The 15,487-nt window shown below is 43.0% G+C and carries 16 protein-coding genes; 15 read left to right on the forward strand and 1 reads right to left on the reverse strand.

Annotated features, from left to right (window positions below):
* The first annotated feature begins 216 nt into the window (after positions 1-216).
* The 12 genes from truA to DW025_RS02255 all read left to right on the forward strand — a co-directional run bounded on the left by truA (position 217) and on the right by DW025_RS02255 (position 11,248).
* A complete protein-coding gene (truA, locus tag DW025_RS02200) occupies positions 217-954 on the forward strand; it encodes a tRNA pseudouridine(38-40) synthase TruA (RefSeq protein ID WP_119998602.1) in 738 nt (245 codons plus the stop codon).
* Between the two features lie 369 nt (positions 955-1,323).
* Positions 1,324-2,541 carry an iron-containing alcohol dehydrogenase gene (locus tag DW025_RS02205; protein WP_119998505.1) on the forward strand — a complete coding sequence of 406 codons (1,218 nt, stop codon included), beginning with the start codon at positions 1,324-1,326 and terminating at the stop codon, positions 2,539-2,541.
* A 234-nt stretch (positions 2,542-2,775) separates the two neighbouring features.
* The gene (gene rplM / locus DW025_RS02210; protein ID WP_117550692.1) at positions 2,776-3,210 is read left to right on the forward strand and encodes a 50S ribosomal protein L13; all 435 of its coding nucleotides are present in this window, start codon (positions 2,776-2,778) and stop codon (positions 3,208-3,210) included.
* An 18-nt stretch (positions 3,211-3,228) separates the two neighbouring features.
* On the forward strand, positions 3,229-3,624 hold the full coding sequence (gene rpsI / locus DW025_RS02215) for a 30S ribosomal protein S9 (RefSeq protein WP_004850181.1): 396 nt from the start codon (positions 3,229-3,231) through the stop codon (positions 3,622-3,624).
* Positions 3,625-3,727: 103 nt separating this feature from the next.
* A complete protein-coding gene (locus DW025_RS02220; protein ID WP_119998507.1) occupies positions 3,728-4,912 on the forward strand; it encodes a cation diffusion facilitator family transporter in 1,185 nt (394 codons plus the stop codon).
* A 226-nt stretch (positions 4,913-5,138) separates the two neighbouring features.
* On the forward strand, positions 5,139-5,936 hold the full coding sequence (locus DW025_RS02225; RefSeq protein ID WP_022058703.1) for a transporter substrate-binding domain-containing protein: 798 nt from the start codon (positions 5,139-5,141) through the stop codon (positions 5,934-5,936).
* A gap of 51 nt (positions 5,937-5,987) precedes the next feature.
* Positions 5,988-6,674: an amino acid ABC transporter permease gene (locus DW025_RS02230; protein ID WP_004850185.1), complete on the forward strand. Its 687-nt coding sequence runs from the start codon at positions 5,988-5,990 to the stop codon at positions 6,672-6,674.
* A gap of 100 nt (positions 6,675-6,774) precedes the next feature.
* Positions 6,775-7,554 carry an amino acid ABC transporter ATP-binding protein gene (locus DW025_RS02235; protein WP_004850188.1) on the forward strand — a complete coding sequence of 260 codons (780 nt, stop codon included), beginning with the start codon at positions 6,775-6,777 and terminating at the stop codon, positions 7,552-7,554.
* Positions 7,555-7,700: 146 nt separating this feature from the next.
* Positions 7,701-8,408 (forward strand): response regulator transcription factor, encoded by a 708-nt coding sequence (locus DW025_RS02240; RefSeq protein WP_118017313.1) that lies wholly within the window; start codon positions 7,701-7,703, stop codon positions 8,406-8,408.
* Positions 8,409-8,570: 162 nt separating this feature from the next.
* Entirely contained in the window at positions 8,571-9,536 is a 966-nt protein-coding gene (locus DW025_RS02245; RefSeq protein ID WP_119998509.1) for an ABC transporter ATP-binding protein, read from the forward strand.
* Position 9,537: 1 nt separating this feature from the next.
* On the forward strand, positions 9,538-10,272 hold the full coding sequence (locus tag DW025_RS02250) for a hypothetical protein (protein WP_119998511.1): 735 nt from the start codon (positions 9,538-9,540) through the stop codon (positions 10,270-10,272).
* Positions 10,273-10,333: 61 nt separating this feature from the next.
* Complete coding sequence (locus DW025_RS02255) at positions 10,334-11,248, forward strand: sensor histidine kinase (protein WP_119998513.1); 915 nt, start codon at positions 10,334-10,336, stop codon at positions 11,246-11,248.
* 167 nt (positions 11,249-11,415) lie between these two features.
* Here the strand turns inward: DW025_RS02255 and DW025_RS02260 are convergent, their stop codons facing one another.
* Positions 11,416-11,850: a cupin domain-containing protein gene (locus DW025_RS02260; RefSeq protein WP_243104865.1), complete on the reverse strand. Its 435-nt coding sequence runs from the start codon at positions 11,848-11,850 to the stop codon at positions 11,416-11,418.
* A gap of 292 nt (positions 11,851-12,142) precedes the next feature.
* Between DW025_RS02260 and DW025_RS02265 the strand changes: the two genes are divergently transcribed.
* From DW025_RS02265 to DW025_RS02275, 3 genes are all read left to right on the forward strand, one after another.
* Positions 12,143-13,480, forward strand: a complete 1,338-nt coding sequence (locus tag DW025_RS02265; RefSeq protein WP_119998517.1) for an ABC transporter substrate-binding protein — start codon at positions 12,143-12,145, stop codon at positions 13,478-13,480.
* 266 nt (positions 13,481-13,746) lie between these two features.
* Positions 13,747-14,589, forward strand: coding sequence for a carbohydrate ABC transporter permease (locus tag DW025_RS02270; RefSeq protein ID WP_119998519.1), 843 nt, complete (start codon positions 13,747-13,749; stop codon positions 14,587-14,589).
* Positions 14,589-15,482, forward strand: coding sequence for a carbohydrate ABC transporter permease (locus DW025_RS02275; RefSeq protein ID WP_119998521.1), 894 nt, complete (start codon positions 14,589-14,591; stop codon positions 15,480-15,482). The genes DW025_RS02270 and DW025_RS02275 overlap by 1 nt, the downstream gene beginning before the upstream one ends.
* Positions 15,483-15,487: the final 5 nt, after the last annotated feature.

Raw genomic sequence — 15,487 nt, forward strand, 5'->3', positions numbered from 1 at the left:
AGTCGTTTGTATATAGATTTGTTTTAAACATTACAGAGTCAATGACGATCGGGCTTGATTAAGAATTGCGCTGTATGTATATTTGCCTGAGAATGTATTAGAGGCAGGAGAGTAATTCAGATACATTGATAATTATAGAAAAGGATATGGATAATTCAGATACATCGATAATATAGAAAAGGATACGGATGTGTCAGATACATCCCTAGTATGAATATGAAGAGAGTAAAATTGATCGTAGCCTACGATGGAACAAATTATTGTGGATGGCAGGTTCAGATAAATGGAATAACGGTTGAGGAAGTCCTGAATAAGACACTCAGCGAGCTTTGTCATGAGGATATAAAGGTTATAGGAGCCAGCAGAACGGATTCCGGTGTACATGCACTGGGAAATGTGGCGGTGTTCGACACTGAATCAGGAATACCTGGAGAGAAGTTTTCATTTGCGCTTAATCAACGGCTCCCGGAAGACATAAGGATACAGGAGTCATGCCAGGTGGCTGACGATTTTCATCCGAGATACTGTGACACGATCAAGACATATGAATACAAGATATTAAACAGAAGATTTGATATGCCGACAGAGCGTCTTTACTCGACATTCGTCTATTATCCACTTGATATAGATAAGATGAAGCGGGCTGCGGCAGTGCTGGTTGGGGAGCATGATTTCAAGAGCTTCTGTTCATCAAGGTCTCAGGTGGAGAATACATTCCGTACAATAACAGATATAACCATAGATAAAGTTGGTGATATGATACATATAAGGATAAGCGGAAATGGTTTCCTGTACAATATGGTCCGTATCATAGTGGGAACTTTGATGAAGATAGGTCTTGGAATCTGGCCAGAGGACTGTATGGAGTCAATACTTGAGGCTAAGGATAGGACGAAAGCTGGTCCGAAAGCCGAGGCCAAGGGGCTTACTCTTGTGGAGATAAAATATCTGTAGACGTAAACGGCTGTAGACGTATAATATTTGTCGGGATAAGATAAAATTGCTAATAATATGTTGGCAGTTTATAAAATAGCGTGGTTATATTTTGTATATAATAACTTGGAAAAGTGGACTTGAAATAATCTAGAAATAAGAATGAAAAGTGGAAAACATCTAGCAAAACAGTGAAAAATAGATTAAAAACATTGTGTGAAATGCACAAAAAATAATGAAAACAAGAGCCAATCATGTTATAATTACATTGAAATGCTGCTACATGACGGATATGTCAGGAATTGTTTCGAAGTGTTCGGAATATTTCAAGGTGTTTCAGTGAAGATAACATGATTGGTTTTTTTTATTTTGATTTTAGGAGGGCAAACAATGGCAAGATTTACGTTACCAAGAGATCTGTATCACGGAAAAGGTGCTTTGGAGGCACTCAAGACATTCAAGGGTAAGAGAGCTATGGTCTGTGTCGGAGGCGGATCCATGAAGAGATTTGGATTCCTGGACAGGGCAGTACAGTACCTTGAGGAAGCTGGAATGGAAGTTAAGTTGTTTGAGGGAATTGAGCCAGATCCTTCGGTTGAGACAGTTATGAAGGGTGCAGCAGCCATGCTTGAATTTGAGCCTGACTGGATAGTGGCCATCGGCGGTGGTTCACCTATAGACGCAGCAAAGGCTATGTGGATAAAGTATGAGTATCCTGATGCGACATTTGAGGATATGTGTAAGGTATTTGGAATCCCTGAACTTAGAAAGAAAGCTCATTTCTGCGCTATTTCTTCAACATCAGGAACTGCAACAGAGGTTACCGCATTCTCAATCATCACAGATTACGAGAAGGGAATCAAGTATCCGATAGCTGATTTTGAGATTACACCTGATGTTGCGATCGTAGATCCTGAGCTGGCAGAGACCATGCCTCAGAAGCTGGTTGCTCACACAGGTATGGATGCCATGACACATGCAATCGAGGCTTATGTATCGACAGCAAACTGCGATTTTACTGATCCACTGGCACTTCATGCCATCAAGATGATCCAGAATGATCTGGTTGGATCATATAACGGAGACATGGAGAAGCGTGACGCAATGCACAATGCGCAGTGCCTGGCAGGTATGGCATTTTCAAATGCACTGCTTGGAATCGTACATTCAATGGCACACAAGACCGGAGCAGCATTTGCCGATTACGGTGCACATATCATCCACGGAGCAGCAAATGCGATGTATCTTCCAAAGGTTATCGCTTTCAATGCAAAGGATGAGACAGCAAAGATTCGTTACGGCGAGATAGCAGACTTCATGGGCCTTGGCGGAGAGACCCTCGACGAGAAGATAGCTCTTCTCATCGCATATCTGCGCAAGATGAATGATGAGCTGAACATACCTCACTGTATCAAGAATTATGGACCAGACAGCTATCCATGTGAGCAGGGCTTTGTTCCGGATGACGTATTCCTTGAGAGACTTCCTGAGATCGCTGCAAATGCGATACTTGATGCATGTACAGGCTCCAACCCAAGACAGCCAAGCCAGGAGGAGATGGAGAAGCTGCTGAAGTGCTGCTACTATGACACAGAGGTGGATTTCTAAATAAAAGATAGTATTTACAGACAGAAGAATGAATGATAATATGGTATCCGGCGGTGCACATGTATCGCCGGATATTTTTGTTGGAAAAAATAGTTGACAACAAAATGTAATTATAATATACTTGCAAAGTATGCGAAGTTTATAAGTGCGTTTCGAACCAATGCCCCGGTAAGGAATGTGCTGAATATACATTAGTAAAGAAGATTATAAAAGAATAATTTAGGAGGTACCACGATGAAGAGCTTTATGGCAAGCCCATCAACAATAGAGAGAAAGTGGTATGTAGTTGACGCTACAGGACATACTTTAGGTCGTCTTGCATCAGAGATCGCAAGCATTTTAAGAGGAAAGAACAAGCCAACATTTACACCACACATTGATACAGGTGATTATGTAATAGTAGTAAACGCTGACAAGATCCAGGTAACTGGTAAGAAGTTAGATCAGAAGGTATACTACAACCACTCAGATTATGTAGGTGGTATGAAAGAGACAACTCTTCGTGAGAAGATGGCTAAGAAGCCAGAGGATGTTATCTACCTTGCAGTTAAGGGAATGCTTCCAAAGGGACCACTTGGCAGAGAGATGATCACAAAGCTTCACGTATACGCTGGTGCAGATCACAAGCATCAGGCACAGAAGCCAGAAGTATTAGAGATTAAGTACTAAGAAGGAGGAGATTAACAGATGGCTAAGACAACAAAGTTCTATGGAACAGGAAGAAGAAAAAGCAGTATCGCCAGAGTTTACATCACTCCAGGTACTGGTAAGATCGTTATAAACAAGAAGGATATGGATGAGTACTTTGGCCTTGATACACTCAAGGTTATCGTAAAGCAGCCACTCGTTGCTACAGGCACAGAGGGCAAGTACGATGTACTCGTTAACGTATGTGGTGGTGGTTTCACAGGTCAGGCTGGAGCTATCAGACATGGTATTTCAAGAGCACTCCTTGAGGTTGATGCTGAGTACAGACCAATCCTTAAGAAGGCTGGATACCTTACAAGAGATCCAAGAATGAAGGAGAGAAAGAAGTACGGTCTCAAGGCCGCTCGTCGTGCTCCACAGTTCTCAAAGAGATAATTATATATCATTTCAGATATATCAAGAACCCGCAGAAGTCCAACGCTTTTGTGGGTTCTTTTTTTCAGAAGTTTTGGGATTCAGATTAGGAGGAACAAAAGATATGGTGACATTATTGTCGAAGCTGTGGATCAAATCAGATAATTATAAGGATAGCAAGGTGAGGGAGAAATATGGTGTTCTTTGCGGAGCTGTTGGTATATTTTTGAATGTATTATTGTTCCTGGGAAAATTCTTTGCTGGATTACTTTCGGGGGCTATCTCGATCACGGCGGATGCGTTCAACAATTTATCAGATGCAGGAAGCTCGTTTATATCTATGATAGGCTTTAAGTTATCTGGTAGAAAACCGGACCCGGATCATCCGTTTGGACATGGAAGAATAGAGTATATATCAGGCTTATTTGTAGCAGTCATGATTATATTGATGGCCTACGAGCTTATTAAAGATTCAATCGGAAAGATCCTACATCCGGATCTTCCAAAATTCAGCATTCTAGTTGCCGTTATACTCGTTGTTTCAATTGGAGTAAAGATATATATGTATTTCTACAACAGGAGTATAGGCAGAAAGATAGAGAGTGCGACCATGATAGCGACGGCGAAAGACAGTTTATCTGATACATTTTCCACAATGGTTGTTCTTGCATCTGCACTTGTTGCTCATTTCTGGAAAATACCTATAGATGGATATTGTGGGTTATTGGTGGGCGTAATGATACTCATAGCTGGCATTACTGCAATGAAGGATACGGTCAGCCCTTTGCTTGGCCAGGCACCGGAACCAGAGCTTGTGGACGAAATCAAGAAGATCGTGAGGTGTGATAAAAGGATCCTTGGTATTCATGATCTTGTGGTCCATGATTATGGACCTGGCAGACTTATGGTCAGTCTGCACGCAGAAGTTCCTTATAAGGAAGATATTCTTGAACTGCATGATCTGATCGATCAGATAGAATTCTCTCTCAGAAAAAAATTAAATTGTGAGCCTGTCATTCACATGGATCCGATAGTAGATGACGATGAGGAGACAAATGCTGCGAAAGCGCGGATCACTGAAATTATAGAATCACTTAATAAGGATAGCAGAAAAAATGAAAATGTTCAGTTTCACGACTTTAGAATGGTAAAGGGTTCAACACATTCCAATCTGATTTTTGATGTGGTTTTGCCACATGGATATCAAATGTCAGAAGAACAGATAATATCCTATATCAAGGAAAAAGTTAGTGAGTACAATAAAAATTACTATTGTGTGATACATATTGACAGAGCGTATGTAAAATAATTCCAGATGGTGAGCATCCTGACCACAGAAGAGTAAGATCTTCTGTGGTTTTTATTATTATTACATAATACATTTACAGGCATTTCCTCAATCTTAGGTTTGACTTTACTATGATAAACTGTTACTATGTTACCGTGTTGTGCCCTAATAGGGCTTATATATCGTGCAGATGCCCGGCGTAGTGTGTTTCATGCATCTGCCAAGTATATTTCAGGAGGAAAAAAGTATGAAAAAGTTATTATCACTGCTCTTAGTGGCAGCAATGGGGCTTTCACTGGTTGGATGCGGCGGATCTGATAACGGATCTAAGAGTGAGTCAAAGAGTGATCTGGAGTATGTAAAGGATAAGGGAACTCTCGTTGTCGGCGTTACAGACTTCGCACCGATGGATTACAAGGATGAGTCAGGCAACTGGATCGGATTTGACGCGGATATGGCATCAGCATTTGCAGAGAGTCTTGGCGTAAAGGCAGAGTTCGTAGAGATAGACTGGGACAACAAGATCATGGAGCTTGACGGCAAGACCATCGATTGTGTATGGAATGGTATGACACTTACAGATGAGGTTACAAGCTCAATGGCATGTTCAGATGCATACTGCAACAATGCTCAGGTAGTTATCGTGCCAAAAGATAAGGCAGACAAGTATCAGACTGTTGACAGCATCAAGGAGCTTACATTTGCAGTAGAGGCAGGAAGTGCAGGAGAGGATCAGGCCAAGGCGCTTGGTCTCAACTATACAGCGGTAAAGGCACAGGCAGATGCACTCATGGAGGTTGCAGCTGGAACATCGGATGCAGCGATCATTGATTCACTCATGGCAGCAGCTATGGTTGGCGAGGGAACAGGTTATGACAAGCTCACATATACCGTAGGTCTTAACAGTGAGGAGTATGGAGTTGGCTTCAGAAAGGACTCAGATCTTGTGGCTGAGCTCAACAAGTTCTTTGCAGACAGTAAGGCTGACGGTTCAATGGAGAAGTGTGCTGAGACATATAAGGTACAGGCTGCACTTGCAAAGTAATAGATAAGATATAATTAGTATTTTTACCATCACTTAGAGAGAAAAATTATTATGGATTTGTTTTTTGAACAGCTCCCGGTCGTACTTGGAGCTCTTAATACAGGATTTATACAGACATTAAAATTGTTCTTCGTGACATTGCTCGGTGCATTTCCGCTTGGACTTCTTATAGCACTTGGTTCCATGTCAAAGTTTAAACCACTCAGCTATCTTATGAAGTTCATCGTATGGATAGTGAGAGGTACACCACTTATGATACAGCTGCTCATCATATATTATTTCCCGGGACTTGTATTCCACAACCCGGTATGGGGCGGCGGCGAAGGCGGAAGATTTGTTGCGGCATCGGTGTCATTCATAGTGAACTATGCCTGCTATTTCTCAGAGATTTACCGTGGAGGTATCCAGGGGATTCCTGTAGGACAGGAGGAAGCCGGACTCGTGCTCGGCATGACTCCAAAGCAGATATTCTTCAAGGTCAAGCTTTTGCAGATGATAAAGAAGATAGTTCCGGCGATGTCCAACGAGATCATAACTCTGGTCAAGGATACGTCCCTTGCCCGTATCATCGCACTTCAGGAGATAATCTGGGCAGGCCAGGCATTCATGAAGGGTTCACAGGGCATCTCTGGTGCGATATGGCCACTCTTCTTCTGCGCATTCTACTATCTGATATGGAATGGTGTACTCACAGTTTTACTTGGCAAATTAGAGAAGAAACTTGATTTTTTTAGATAGGAGGAGCCGCTATGAACGCAGTTCATACTCGGAATCGGCTCCGACGACCTGCCCCGCTGCGGAGCAGAGGGGCGATACATATTAAATAGGAGGAGCCGCTATGGCTATATTAGAGGTTGAACATATAAAAAAGAAGTTTGGCAAGACAGATGTGCTCAAGGATATAAGCTTTTCTCTGGAGCAGGGAGAGGTCCTTTCTATCATAGGATCATCAGGAAGTGGAAAGACAACACTTCTTCGCTGTTTGAACTTTCTGGAGATGCCGGACAATGGAGTTATCCGTGTAAATGATGAGATCCTGCTTGACACTGACAAGCCGGAGACACTCAAGGAGTCGGAGGTGCGCAAGAAGAGACTGCATTTTGGACTTGTGTTCCAGTCATTTAATCTCTTTCCACAGTACACTGCGCTTCAGAACGTAATGCTTGCAAGAGAGCTTCTTGCAAAGGAGAGACCGGATTTCAAAGTAAATAAGAAGAATATACTCGACGAGATAAGAGTCCAGGCAGAGGAACTTCTACGCCAGATGGGACTTGAGGACAGAATGAACAACTATCCTCACCAGCTTTCAGGCGGACAGTGCCAGCGAGTTGCCATAGCAAGGGCGCTTGCGTTGCAGCCGGACATCCTGTGTTTCGATGAACCTACATCGGCTCTTGATCCGGAGCTCACAGGAGAGGTACTTAAGGTTCTCAGAAACCTTGCAGACAAAAAGACAACCATGATAATTGTTACCCATGAGATGGCATTTGCAAAGGATGTTGCAAGCCAGGTCATATTCATGGATGATGGATATATACTTGAGCAGGGAAGACCTGATCAGGTATTTGACAATCCGAAGATGGAGAGGACAAAACAGTTCCTTTCATCATATTCATAAAAGATGTATATGATCCCGGAGTATCGACAGGAGTCGATATTTCGGGATTTTTTTATGGAGTTGATGACATGGGGAAAAGTATAAAGTATAGTAGTAGATAAGTCAGTTCTGATGGACTGATGTTCAATAGACAGGAGGAGATGCTTATGAGCAAGATACTCGTCATAGAGGACGATAAAGAGATAAACCGGCTTATCTGCGAATATTTGACAGAAAGTGGCTATGAGCTGATATCAGCCACAAATGGCATAGCTGGGCTGTCTATTCTCGAAAGCACGCCGGATATCGATCTCTGTCTGCTGGATCTCATGCTGCCGATGAAGAGCGGCGACAGGATTATGCAGAGTCTCAGGGGATTTTCGGATGTTCCGGTCATTGTGCTTTCGGCGAAGGACACGGTCCAGACGAAGATAGATCTGTTCAGGCTTGGCGTTGATGACTATATCACAAAGCCGTTTGATCTGGATGAGCTGCTTGTCAGGGTGGAGGCGGTGTTAAACCGCTGTATATACAGAGAATCATCCGGACATCCATGCGGCATCAAAGGGATAGCTGGATATTCATATACTTACAAGCACCTCATCATGGACGACGAGGCAAAGAATGTCACGGTAAATGGCAATAAGCTGGACATCACTGCAAAGGAGTATGGGATATTGAGGCTGTTACTGACAAATCCTAACAAGCTCTTTTCAAAGGCAAATCTATTTGAGAGTGTGTGGAATGAGACATATTATCCGGAGGACAATGTCCTCAAAGTTCATATGAGCAATCTCAGAAATAAGATAAAAAAGTATGATGACCAGGAGTACATAGAGACCGTCTGGGGCATGGGATACAAGCTTGCGGAGTGATTCTTAACCTTTTCTTTATATTTGAATTTACCATTTCTTTATGCATAGAAGGTAATATATAAAATGTGAAGAGACAGCGTAGGTGATCGCGGGATCAAAAGAGCTGGATATGATTTTACATGCGCGATCATCAGATGTGTAAATCGGGGAAGGGAGCAGCATATGGCGAGCGTGATAAGCCTTAAGGGGATGACTAAAGTGTATGGCGATAAGCGTGTTGTGGACAACTTTTCGCTGGACGTTGAAAAGGGACACATATATGGTCTGATAGGACCAAATGGAGCGGGCAAGACCACCATAATGAAGATGATAGCGGGACTTACAGATCCTGCTGAGGGAGAGATAGAGCTGTTTGGCTCAGGCAAGGATCTGGATGCGAACAGGGAGAGAACGAGTTTTATGATCGAGGCACCGTATCTGGATAAGAGCTTTACCGCCAGGGAGAATATGGAGTACATAAGCCGGCTCAGGGGAGTGGCGGATTCATCAAAGATAGATGAGATACTTGAACTTGTGGGGCTGGCAAATACCGGGAAGAAGCGGGTGAAACATTTTTCACTTGGAATGAAGCAGAGACTTGGAATAGGCATGGCACTGCTGCCTGATCCGGAGGTCATGATACTCGATGAGCCTGTGAACGGACTTGACCCGGAGGGAATCGTGGAAGTCAGGAATCTTCTTAAGAGGCTGAAGGATGAGAGGGAGATAACGATACTTATCTCCAGCCATTTGCTTGCCGAACTTTCGGAGCTCTGTACGGATTTTGCCATAATCGATAGGGGTGTGCTGGTGGAATGCATTTCCAAGGAAGAACTGGATGAGAACTGCAGGAGCTACATAGAAGTGGCGACGGATGACACGGAAAGACTTGTGACAGTCATCGAGCAGGAGCTCGGAATATCAGGTTACAAAGTGATGGAAAACGGAGACATCCGTATCTATGATATGCTGTCAGAACTTAAGACCGTGTCAAGAGCGATAACGGCATCAGGACTTACTATACTCAAGTTTCATGTACAGGGGGAGAATCTGGAGGAGTATTTTCTGTCCAGAGTATCATCATCCGGTGATGATAGTAATGCTCCGAAGAGCTTTGTTGGCAAGATACTCAGAAAGGCAGGTAGATAGTATGAACAGACTTATGAGAGCGGAGTGGTACCGCGTGAGGAAAACCTATCATCTGTCAGTGTGGGCGGTTGCGCTGTGTGTATTTATGATTTATCTGGGGTACATGGATGTCGGTTTTGACAGTGCAAGCTCAGGAGTAGAGGCATTTGGAATGTTTCTTGAGAAGGACCTTCTGCTTATGACATATCTTCCGCTGATCATCGCGGGAATGTACGTGACATCATATGAGAACAAGGTGCTCTGTTACGAGGTAATGGCGGGCAACAGAACGTCAAGGCTGCTGCTTTCCAAGCTGTTTACAGTTGTGCCGCTCATGTCGATAATCAGTATAGCGTTGATGATCTCTCCTATACTGTATTTCGGAGCGAAGAACGGTTATGGAGATACGAAGTATCTTGCGCTCAGGATATTGATCGTTGCTGTGATATGTATCAGAGTGCTCAGCTGTTCAGTGCTCATCATGACAACTTTCAAATCAGCTGTAGGAATGTTTGTGGTGTTCCTCAGATTCCTGATACTAGAGGCATTTGGCAGCCTGATGATAGACACGGTAACTGAGGGCGGCGGCAGCGTCTCAAATGTAACTTACTGTCTTGTGGGAGGTGGTCTGACCTGTTCAGGTCTCCAGGATATAGCATCTCAGGACGTGATAATCTGTGTGGTGGCAGGAGTTGTTGAAATACTAATCTGGTATGTGTTATCCTACAATAGCTATGAAAAAAAGTGGTTCAACTAATGACATACAGCATATGACTATGGGAATGTGCGGGTGTCTGACAGATAAGGGCAGATAGGGTATGGATATCTATTATAAGATTGTGATCGGACTGTTGCTTATTATAGTGGCAGTCCTTTTTATACGGGTGATGCAGTACAAGAGGCAGATGCGGATATTTGCGGATAAGCTTAAGGCGCGCCTTGACGGCGGTGTGGATCAGGATATACATGTGGAGTATTTCGACAGGGATATCCTGAGGCTTGCAAATGCGTTAAATGACTATTCGGATCAGATAAAAGAGAAAAATCTGGCAGTGGAGAAGGACAGGGCAAGGCTGAAAAATGTCATAGCCGGTATATCCCACGACTTCAGAACACCGCTCACGGCGGCAAAGGGGTATATGCAGCTTATGAAAAAGGGCGGACATGTCACAGGTAAAGATCAGGAATATCTGGATATTGCCCTTGCAAAGACAGATTATCTCCGGGTGCTTTCAGATGCGTTCTTTGAGGTGTCGTCAGCGGAGGCGAAGGATGATGAGATAGAGACTGCAGATGTGGATGTGGCGGCACTTCTGACATCCCAGGCATTTGAGCAGTATGACTGGGTGAAGGAGTCTGGGGTAAATGTCACATTTGACATACCGGAGCAGTCGGTCACTGTGCGGAGCAACGAGACCATGCTCAGCCGGATATTTGCCAACTTCTTCTCGAATGCGCGGAAGTATGCCAAGAGCCGGATATCTGTGAGGCTGGTATGTGAGGACGGCCGGGTGGAAGTCATATTTGAAAATGACATAGATTCGGACGATGAGATAGATGTGGATATGATATTCGATGCGTTCTGCCGTGGAAAGTCCAGACAGAAGGAGGGCGCAGGGCTGGGACTTTACATAGTAAGGTGCCTTGCAGACAAGCTGGGACATGAGGTGAGCGCGGAGGTTGCCGGCGAGGTATTTACTATAAATATATCTATGTCGACTGACCGAGATTAAAAATAATTTGGTCATGGCAATGTATTATGGCATGTGTATGAAAAATTAATACAGAAATAGCAAAGACACTAAATGTCGCTTGCCCAATGTCAGACGGGCAGGCAGCATTTGGTGTCTTTTTTATTTGATTCTATAGTGGCATCTACTTCATGTCGCAGGAAAAGATACTAGCAATCCATTCCCATAGCCATGGCTTTGGTGGCCTGTGTATCTCCCCTGGGATGATGTGGTGGGGCATAGATGGATGAGAGTTTCAGTGGATTATTGCCAATGTTGATGATGTTGTGCCATGTGCCGGCTGGTATACAGACGCATTCTCCTGCACAAAGATTCTGACGGAAGCACAGTTCGTTTGGGCAGCAGCCCATCCTGACTGAACACTGTCCCTGTTCAATCCGGATGATCTGATCGGTATTATCATGGATTTCCAAACCTACGTCTGAGCAGGCAGGTATACACATGACTGTCATCTGCATGAAACAGCCGGTCCACACGGTTTCGCGGTAATTGTGGTTCTGTAACGCTTTATCCCGGAGGTCTATAGTGCAGATGTTGTCACGACAGTCAGGTCTGTTCGGAGAACAATGGTTGTTGCATTTCATAGGATAGTCCTTTCAGATTTAATAGTTCTATTTATAGTATTCAGAAAGGATAGAATATGACAAAAATTATACATTTTTATGTAGCCTGGATGGTGAGCTATGTGAAAAAATGCAAAAAGTGATAAAAAAATTGAAAATAGTATTGACATTTTGTACATAAACAACTAATATAAGATATATCAAATGGAAACGGTTCCAAAAACGTTTCCGTTAAAACTTAAGTAACCATTAAGCATCTCGTATAAGAGATGTCTGAAGGAAAAATTTTTATTATTATATGGGAGGAACCAATATGAACAAGAAAGGTATTGCGGCACTTGGACTGTCACTTATGATGGCAGGTACCATGTTGACAGGATGTGGCTCAGGAGATTCAGATGGAGCAGGAAAGAAGGCAGATGCAAAGGGCTCTGTATATTATCTGAACTTCAAGCCGGAGCAGGATGCACAGTGGCAGGAGCTTGCTAAGGTGTACACAGAAGAGACTGGCGTTGATGTGACGGTAGTTACAGCAGCTTCTGGTCAGTATGAGACTACTCTTAAGAGTGAGATGGGTAAGTCAGAATCACCTACCCTGTTCCAGGTAAATGGACCGGTTGGTCTTGCTTCCTGGAAGGACTATTGTTATGATCTTGGATCATCACAGGTATATAAAGAACTCACATCTGAGGACTTTGCACTTAAGGATGGCGACAAGGTCGCAGGAATCGGATATGTTATAGAGTCATACGGAATCATTTACAACAAAGAGCTTTTAAGCAAGGCTGGATACTCAGAGGATGACATCAATTCATTTGCTGACCTCAAGAAGGTGGCAGAGGATATAACAGCCAATTCAGACAAATTAGGATTCTCAGCATTCACATCAGCCGGAATGGATGGCTCATCAGACTGGAGATTCAAGACACATCTTGCAAATCTTCCAATCTACTATGAATACAAGGCTGATGGAATCGATACTACAGATGCGATCAAGGGTACATATCTTGATAATTACAAAAATGTATGGGATCTGTACATCAACAACTCAACAACCGATCCAAAGCAGCTCAGCACAAAGACTGGTGATGATGCGGTTGCAGAGTTTGTTTCAGGACAGGCAGTATTTTATCAGAATGGTACATGGGCATACGCAGATGTATCATCACTTGGCGATGACAACCTCGGAATGCTCCCTATCTATATAGGAGTAGATGGTGAGGAGAATCAGGGACTCTGTACAGGAAGTGAGAATTACTGGTGTGTAAATGCTAAGGCTTCAGAGGAAGATATCCAGGCAACTCTTGACTTCATGGAGTGGTGTGCTACAAATGACACCGCACTTAAGGCAATCTGTGGTTCAAAGGGCGCTATGCCATCAGGAGCCGATGGAATGGGATTTGTAACACCATTCAAGAAGAACCTTGAGTCAACAAACCTTCTTGTAAACATCGCAAATGAGTATGTAGCAGAGGGCAAGACACCTGTAAGCTGGAACTTCACAACAATGCCATCAGAGCAGTGGAAGAACGACCTCGGATCAGCACTTACAACATATGCGGCAGATCAGACAGATGCCAACTGGGATCTTGTAAAGAGCGCATTTGTAGATGGATGGGCTAAGGAGGCTGCTGCAGCAAAGTCAAAATAAAATATATAAACAAATAAACAATAGTACACAACCCAAAAATAAAAAAACATCACAAAATAAAACCAACTTAAAATATGAATAAAGTTCTGCAAGCTGCAGGACACCAGGAAGGCTAACAGCTTTGCAAAGACAGCTCATACCCAGAGGTGTCAGACTAGAGATGGATATGTATTCATATGCAAATATGTCTACATATCCATTTTTAGACTCAGAAGATATTGGAAAGAAAATTGATATGCAACAGAGTGGAGGTTATCAAAAAAATTATGGAGAAAACGATAAAAAGATATTGGCCGGTGTTTCTGATACCGACAATGGCTGCGTTTCTAATAGGATTTATCGTGCCATTTGCCGAGGGAATATATCTGTCCTTCTGTAAGTTCACGACCATAAGGGACGCTGAATTTGTAGGATTTCAGAATTATATAGACGCATTCAAGGACTCAACATTCCCGGATGCATTTAAGTTTACAACATTATTTGCGATTGTCACACTTGTGCTTATAAATGTTCTTGCATTTCTTGTGGCACTGGCACTTACACAGAAGATCAAAGGAACTAATATATTCAGAACGGTATTCTTTATGCCGAATCTTATAGGTGGTATCGTACTTGGATATGTATGGCAGCTTATATTCGATGCCATATTCTCAAAGTTTGATACAGCCCTGAAGCTCAATGAAGTCCTCGGTTTCTGGGGATTGGTTATACTGGTGTGCTGGCAGCAGATAGGATATATGATGATCGTTTATATTGCAGGACTTCAGGCAATACCTGAAGACATTCAGGAAGCGGCCATGATTGATGGTGCAAATAAAATACAGAGACTTTTCAGAGTTACGATCCCGAACATGATGCCATCCATAACTATATGTACATTCCTCACAATAACCAACTCGTTCAAACTGTTTGACCAGAACCTGGCACTCACAGGAGGCGAGCCTCTTCATAAGACAGAGATGCTTGCGCTCAATATATATGAGACATTTTATGGAAGAGTAGGATATGAGGGAGTAGGACAGGCTAAGGCAGTCATATTCTTTATACTGGTAGTAGCGATAGGACTCATACAGCTTAAGCTTACAAGATCAAAGGAGGTGCAGCAGTAATGGCGAAGATACAGAAAACAGCAAATACAGCGGATAAAAAGCCTGTATACAGAGTAAAACAAAAACCAACGTTGAAGGGAATTCTGGCTACTTTATTCTTTACCATTATTTCCATAATATTTGTTTCACCGATAATAATCGTAATTATAAACTCGCTGAAAGCCAAGACATTTATCAGTCTGGAGACATTTGAACTGCCAAATGAGCACAGCTACATAGGCCTGGACAATTATAAAACGGCTATAACACAGTATGATTTCATTAAGGCAGTGGGTTGGACAGTTGTGATAACGGTTCTCTCAGTAGCAGCAATTCTGCTGTTCTGCTCTATGACAGCCTGGTATATAACCAGAGTCAAGAATATAGCGACAAAGATCATATATCTGCTCTGCGTGTTCTCTATGGTAATACCTTTCCAGATGGTTATGTTTACTTTGGCTGGAACTGCGGATGCACTTCACCTTACTACTCCATGGGGAATCGTGATCGTGTATCTTGGATTTGGAACAGGTCTTGCAGTATTCATGTTCTGCGGATTTATCAAGTCCATTCCTTTGGAGGTCGAGGAGGCTGCGATGATAGATGGATGTACGCCGCTCAAGACATTTTTCAGGGTTGTTATCCCTATCATGAAACCTACTTACATATCTGTAGGAATACTTGAGGCTATGTGGATATGGAATGATTTCCTTCTGCCGTATCTGGTACTCGACATCAAGAAATACAAGACGATATCTATAGTTGTCCAGTATATGAAGGGCAGCTACGGAAGAGTAGATATGGGAGCGATCATGGCGTGCCTTGTTATGGCAATCATTCCGGTTGTTGTATTCTACCTCTGTGCACAGAAGTACATCATCAAGGGTGTTGCAGCTGGTGCTGTAAAGGGATAGTAATA

The organism is Coprococcus sp. AF38-1 (genome assembly GCF_003603945.1).
In the GTDB taxonomy this organism is placed as follows: domain Bacteria; phylum Bacillota; class Clostridia; order Lachnospirales; family Lachnospiraceae; genus Coprococcus; species Coprococcus aceti.

Excerpts from the sequence above, each read along its gene's own strand:
- DW025_RS02220 (WP_119998507.1), top strand. The coding sequence starts at position 3,728 with ATGGTGACATTATTGTCGAAGCTGTGGATCAAATCAGATAATTATAAG.
- DW025_RS02205 (WP_119998505.1), top strand. The coding sequence starts at position 1,324 with ATGGCAAGATTTACGTTACCAAGAGATCTGTATCACGGAAAAGGTGCT.
- DW025_RS02235 (WP_004850188.1), top strand. The coding sequence starts at position 6,775 with ATGGCTATATTAGAGGTTGAACATATAAAAAAGAAGTTTGGCAAGACA.
- DW025_RS02230 (WP_004850185.1), top strand. The coding sequence starts at position 5,988 with ATGGATTTGTTTTTTGAACAGCTCCCGGTCGTACTTGGAGCTCTTAAT.
- DW025_RS02260 (WP_243104865.1), bottom strand. The coding sequence starts at position 11,850 with ATGAAATGCAACAACCATTGTTCTCCGAACAGACCTGACTGTCGTGAC.
- DW025_RS02270 (WP_119998519.1), top strand. The coding sequence starts at position 13,747 with ATGGAGAAAACGATAAAAAGATATTGGCCGGTGTTTCTGATACCGACA.
- rplM (WP_117550692.1), top strand. The coding sequence starts at position 2,776 with ATGAAGAGCTTTATGGCAAGCCCATCAACAATAGAGAGAAAGTGGTAT.
- rpsI (WP_004850181.1), top strand. The coding sequence starts at position 3,229 with ATGGCTAAGACAACAAAGTTCTATGGAACAGGAAGAAGAAAAAGCAGT.
- DW025_RS02250 (WP_119998511.1), top strand. The coding sequence starts at position 9,538 with ATGAACAGACTTATGAGAGCGGAGTGGTACCGCGTGAGGAAAACCTAT.
- truA (WP_119998602.1), top strand. The coding sequence starts at position 217 with ATGAAGAGAGTAAAATTGATCGTAGCCTACGATGGAACAAATTATTGT.
- DW025_RS02265 (WP_119998517.1), top strand. The coding sequence starts at position 12,143 with ATGAACAAGAAAGGTATTGCGGCACTTGGACTGTCACTTATGATGGCA.
- DW025_RS02245 (WP_119998509.1), top strand. The coding sequence starts at position 8,571 with ATGGCGAGCGTGATAAGCCTTAAGGGGATGACTAAAGTGTATGGCGAT.
- DW025_RS02275 (WP_119998521.1), top strand. The coding sequence starts at position 14,589 with ATGGCGAAGATACAGAAAACAGCAAATACAGCGGATAAAAAGCCTGTA.
- DW025_RS02255 (WP_119998513.1), top strand. The coding sequence starts at position 10,334 with ATGGATATCTATTATAAGATTGTGATCGGACTGTTGCTTATTATAGTG.
- DW025_RS02240 (WP_118017313.1), top strand. The coding sequence starts at position 7,701 with ATGAGCAAGATACTCGTCATAGAGGACGATAAAGAGATAAACCGGCTT.
- DW025_RS02225 (WP_022058703.1), top strand. The coding sequence starts at position 5,139 with ATGAAAAAGTTATTATCACTGCTCTTAGTGGCAGCAATGGGGCTTTCA.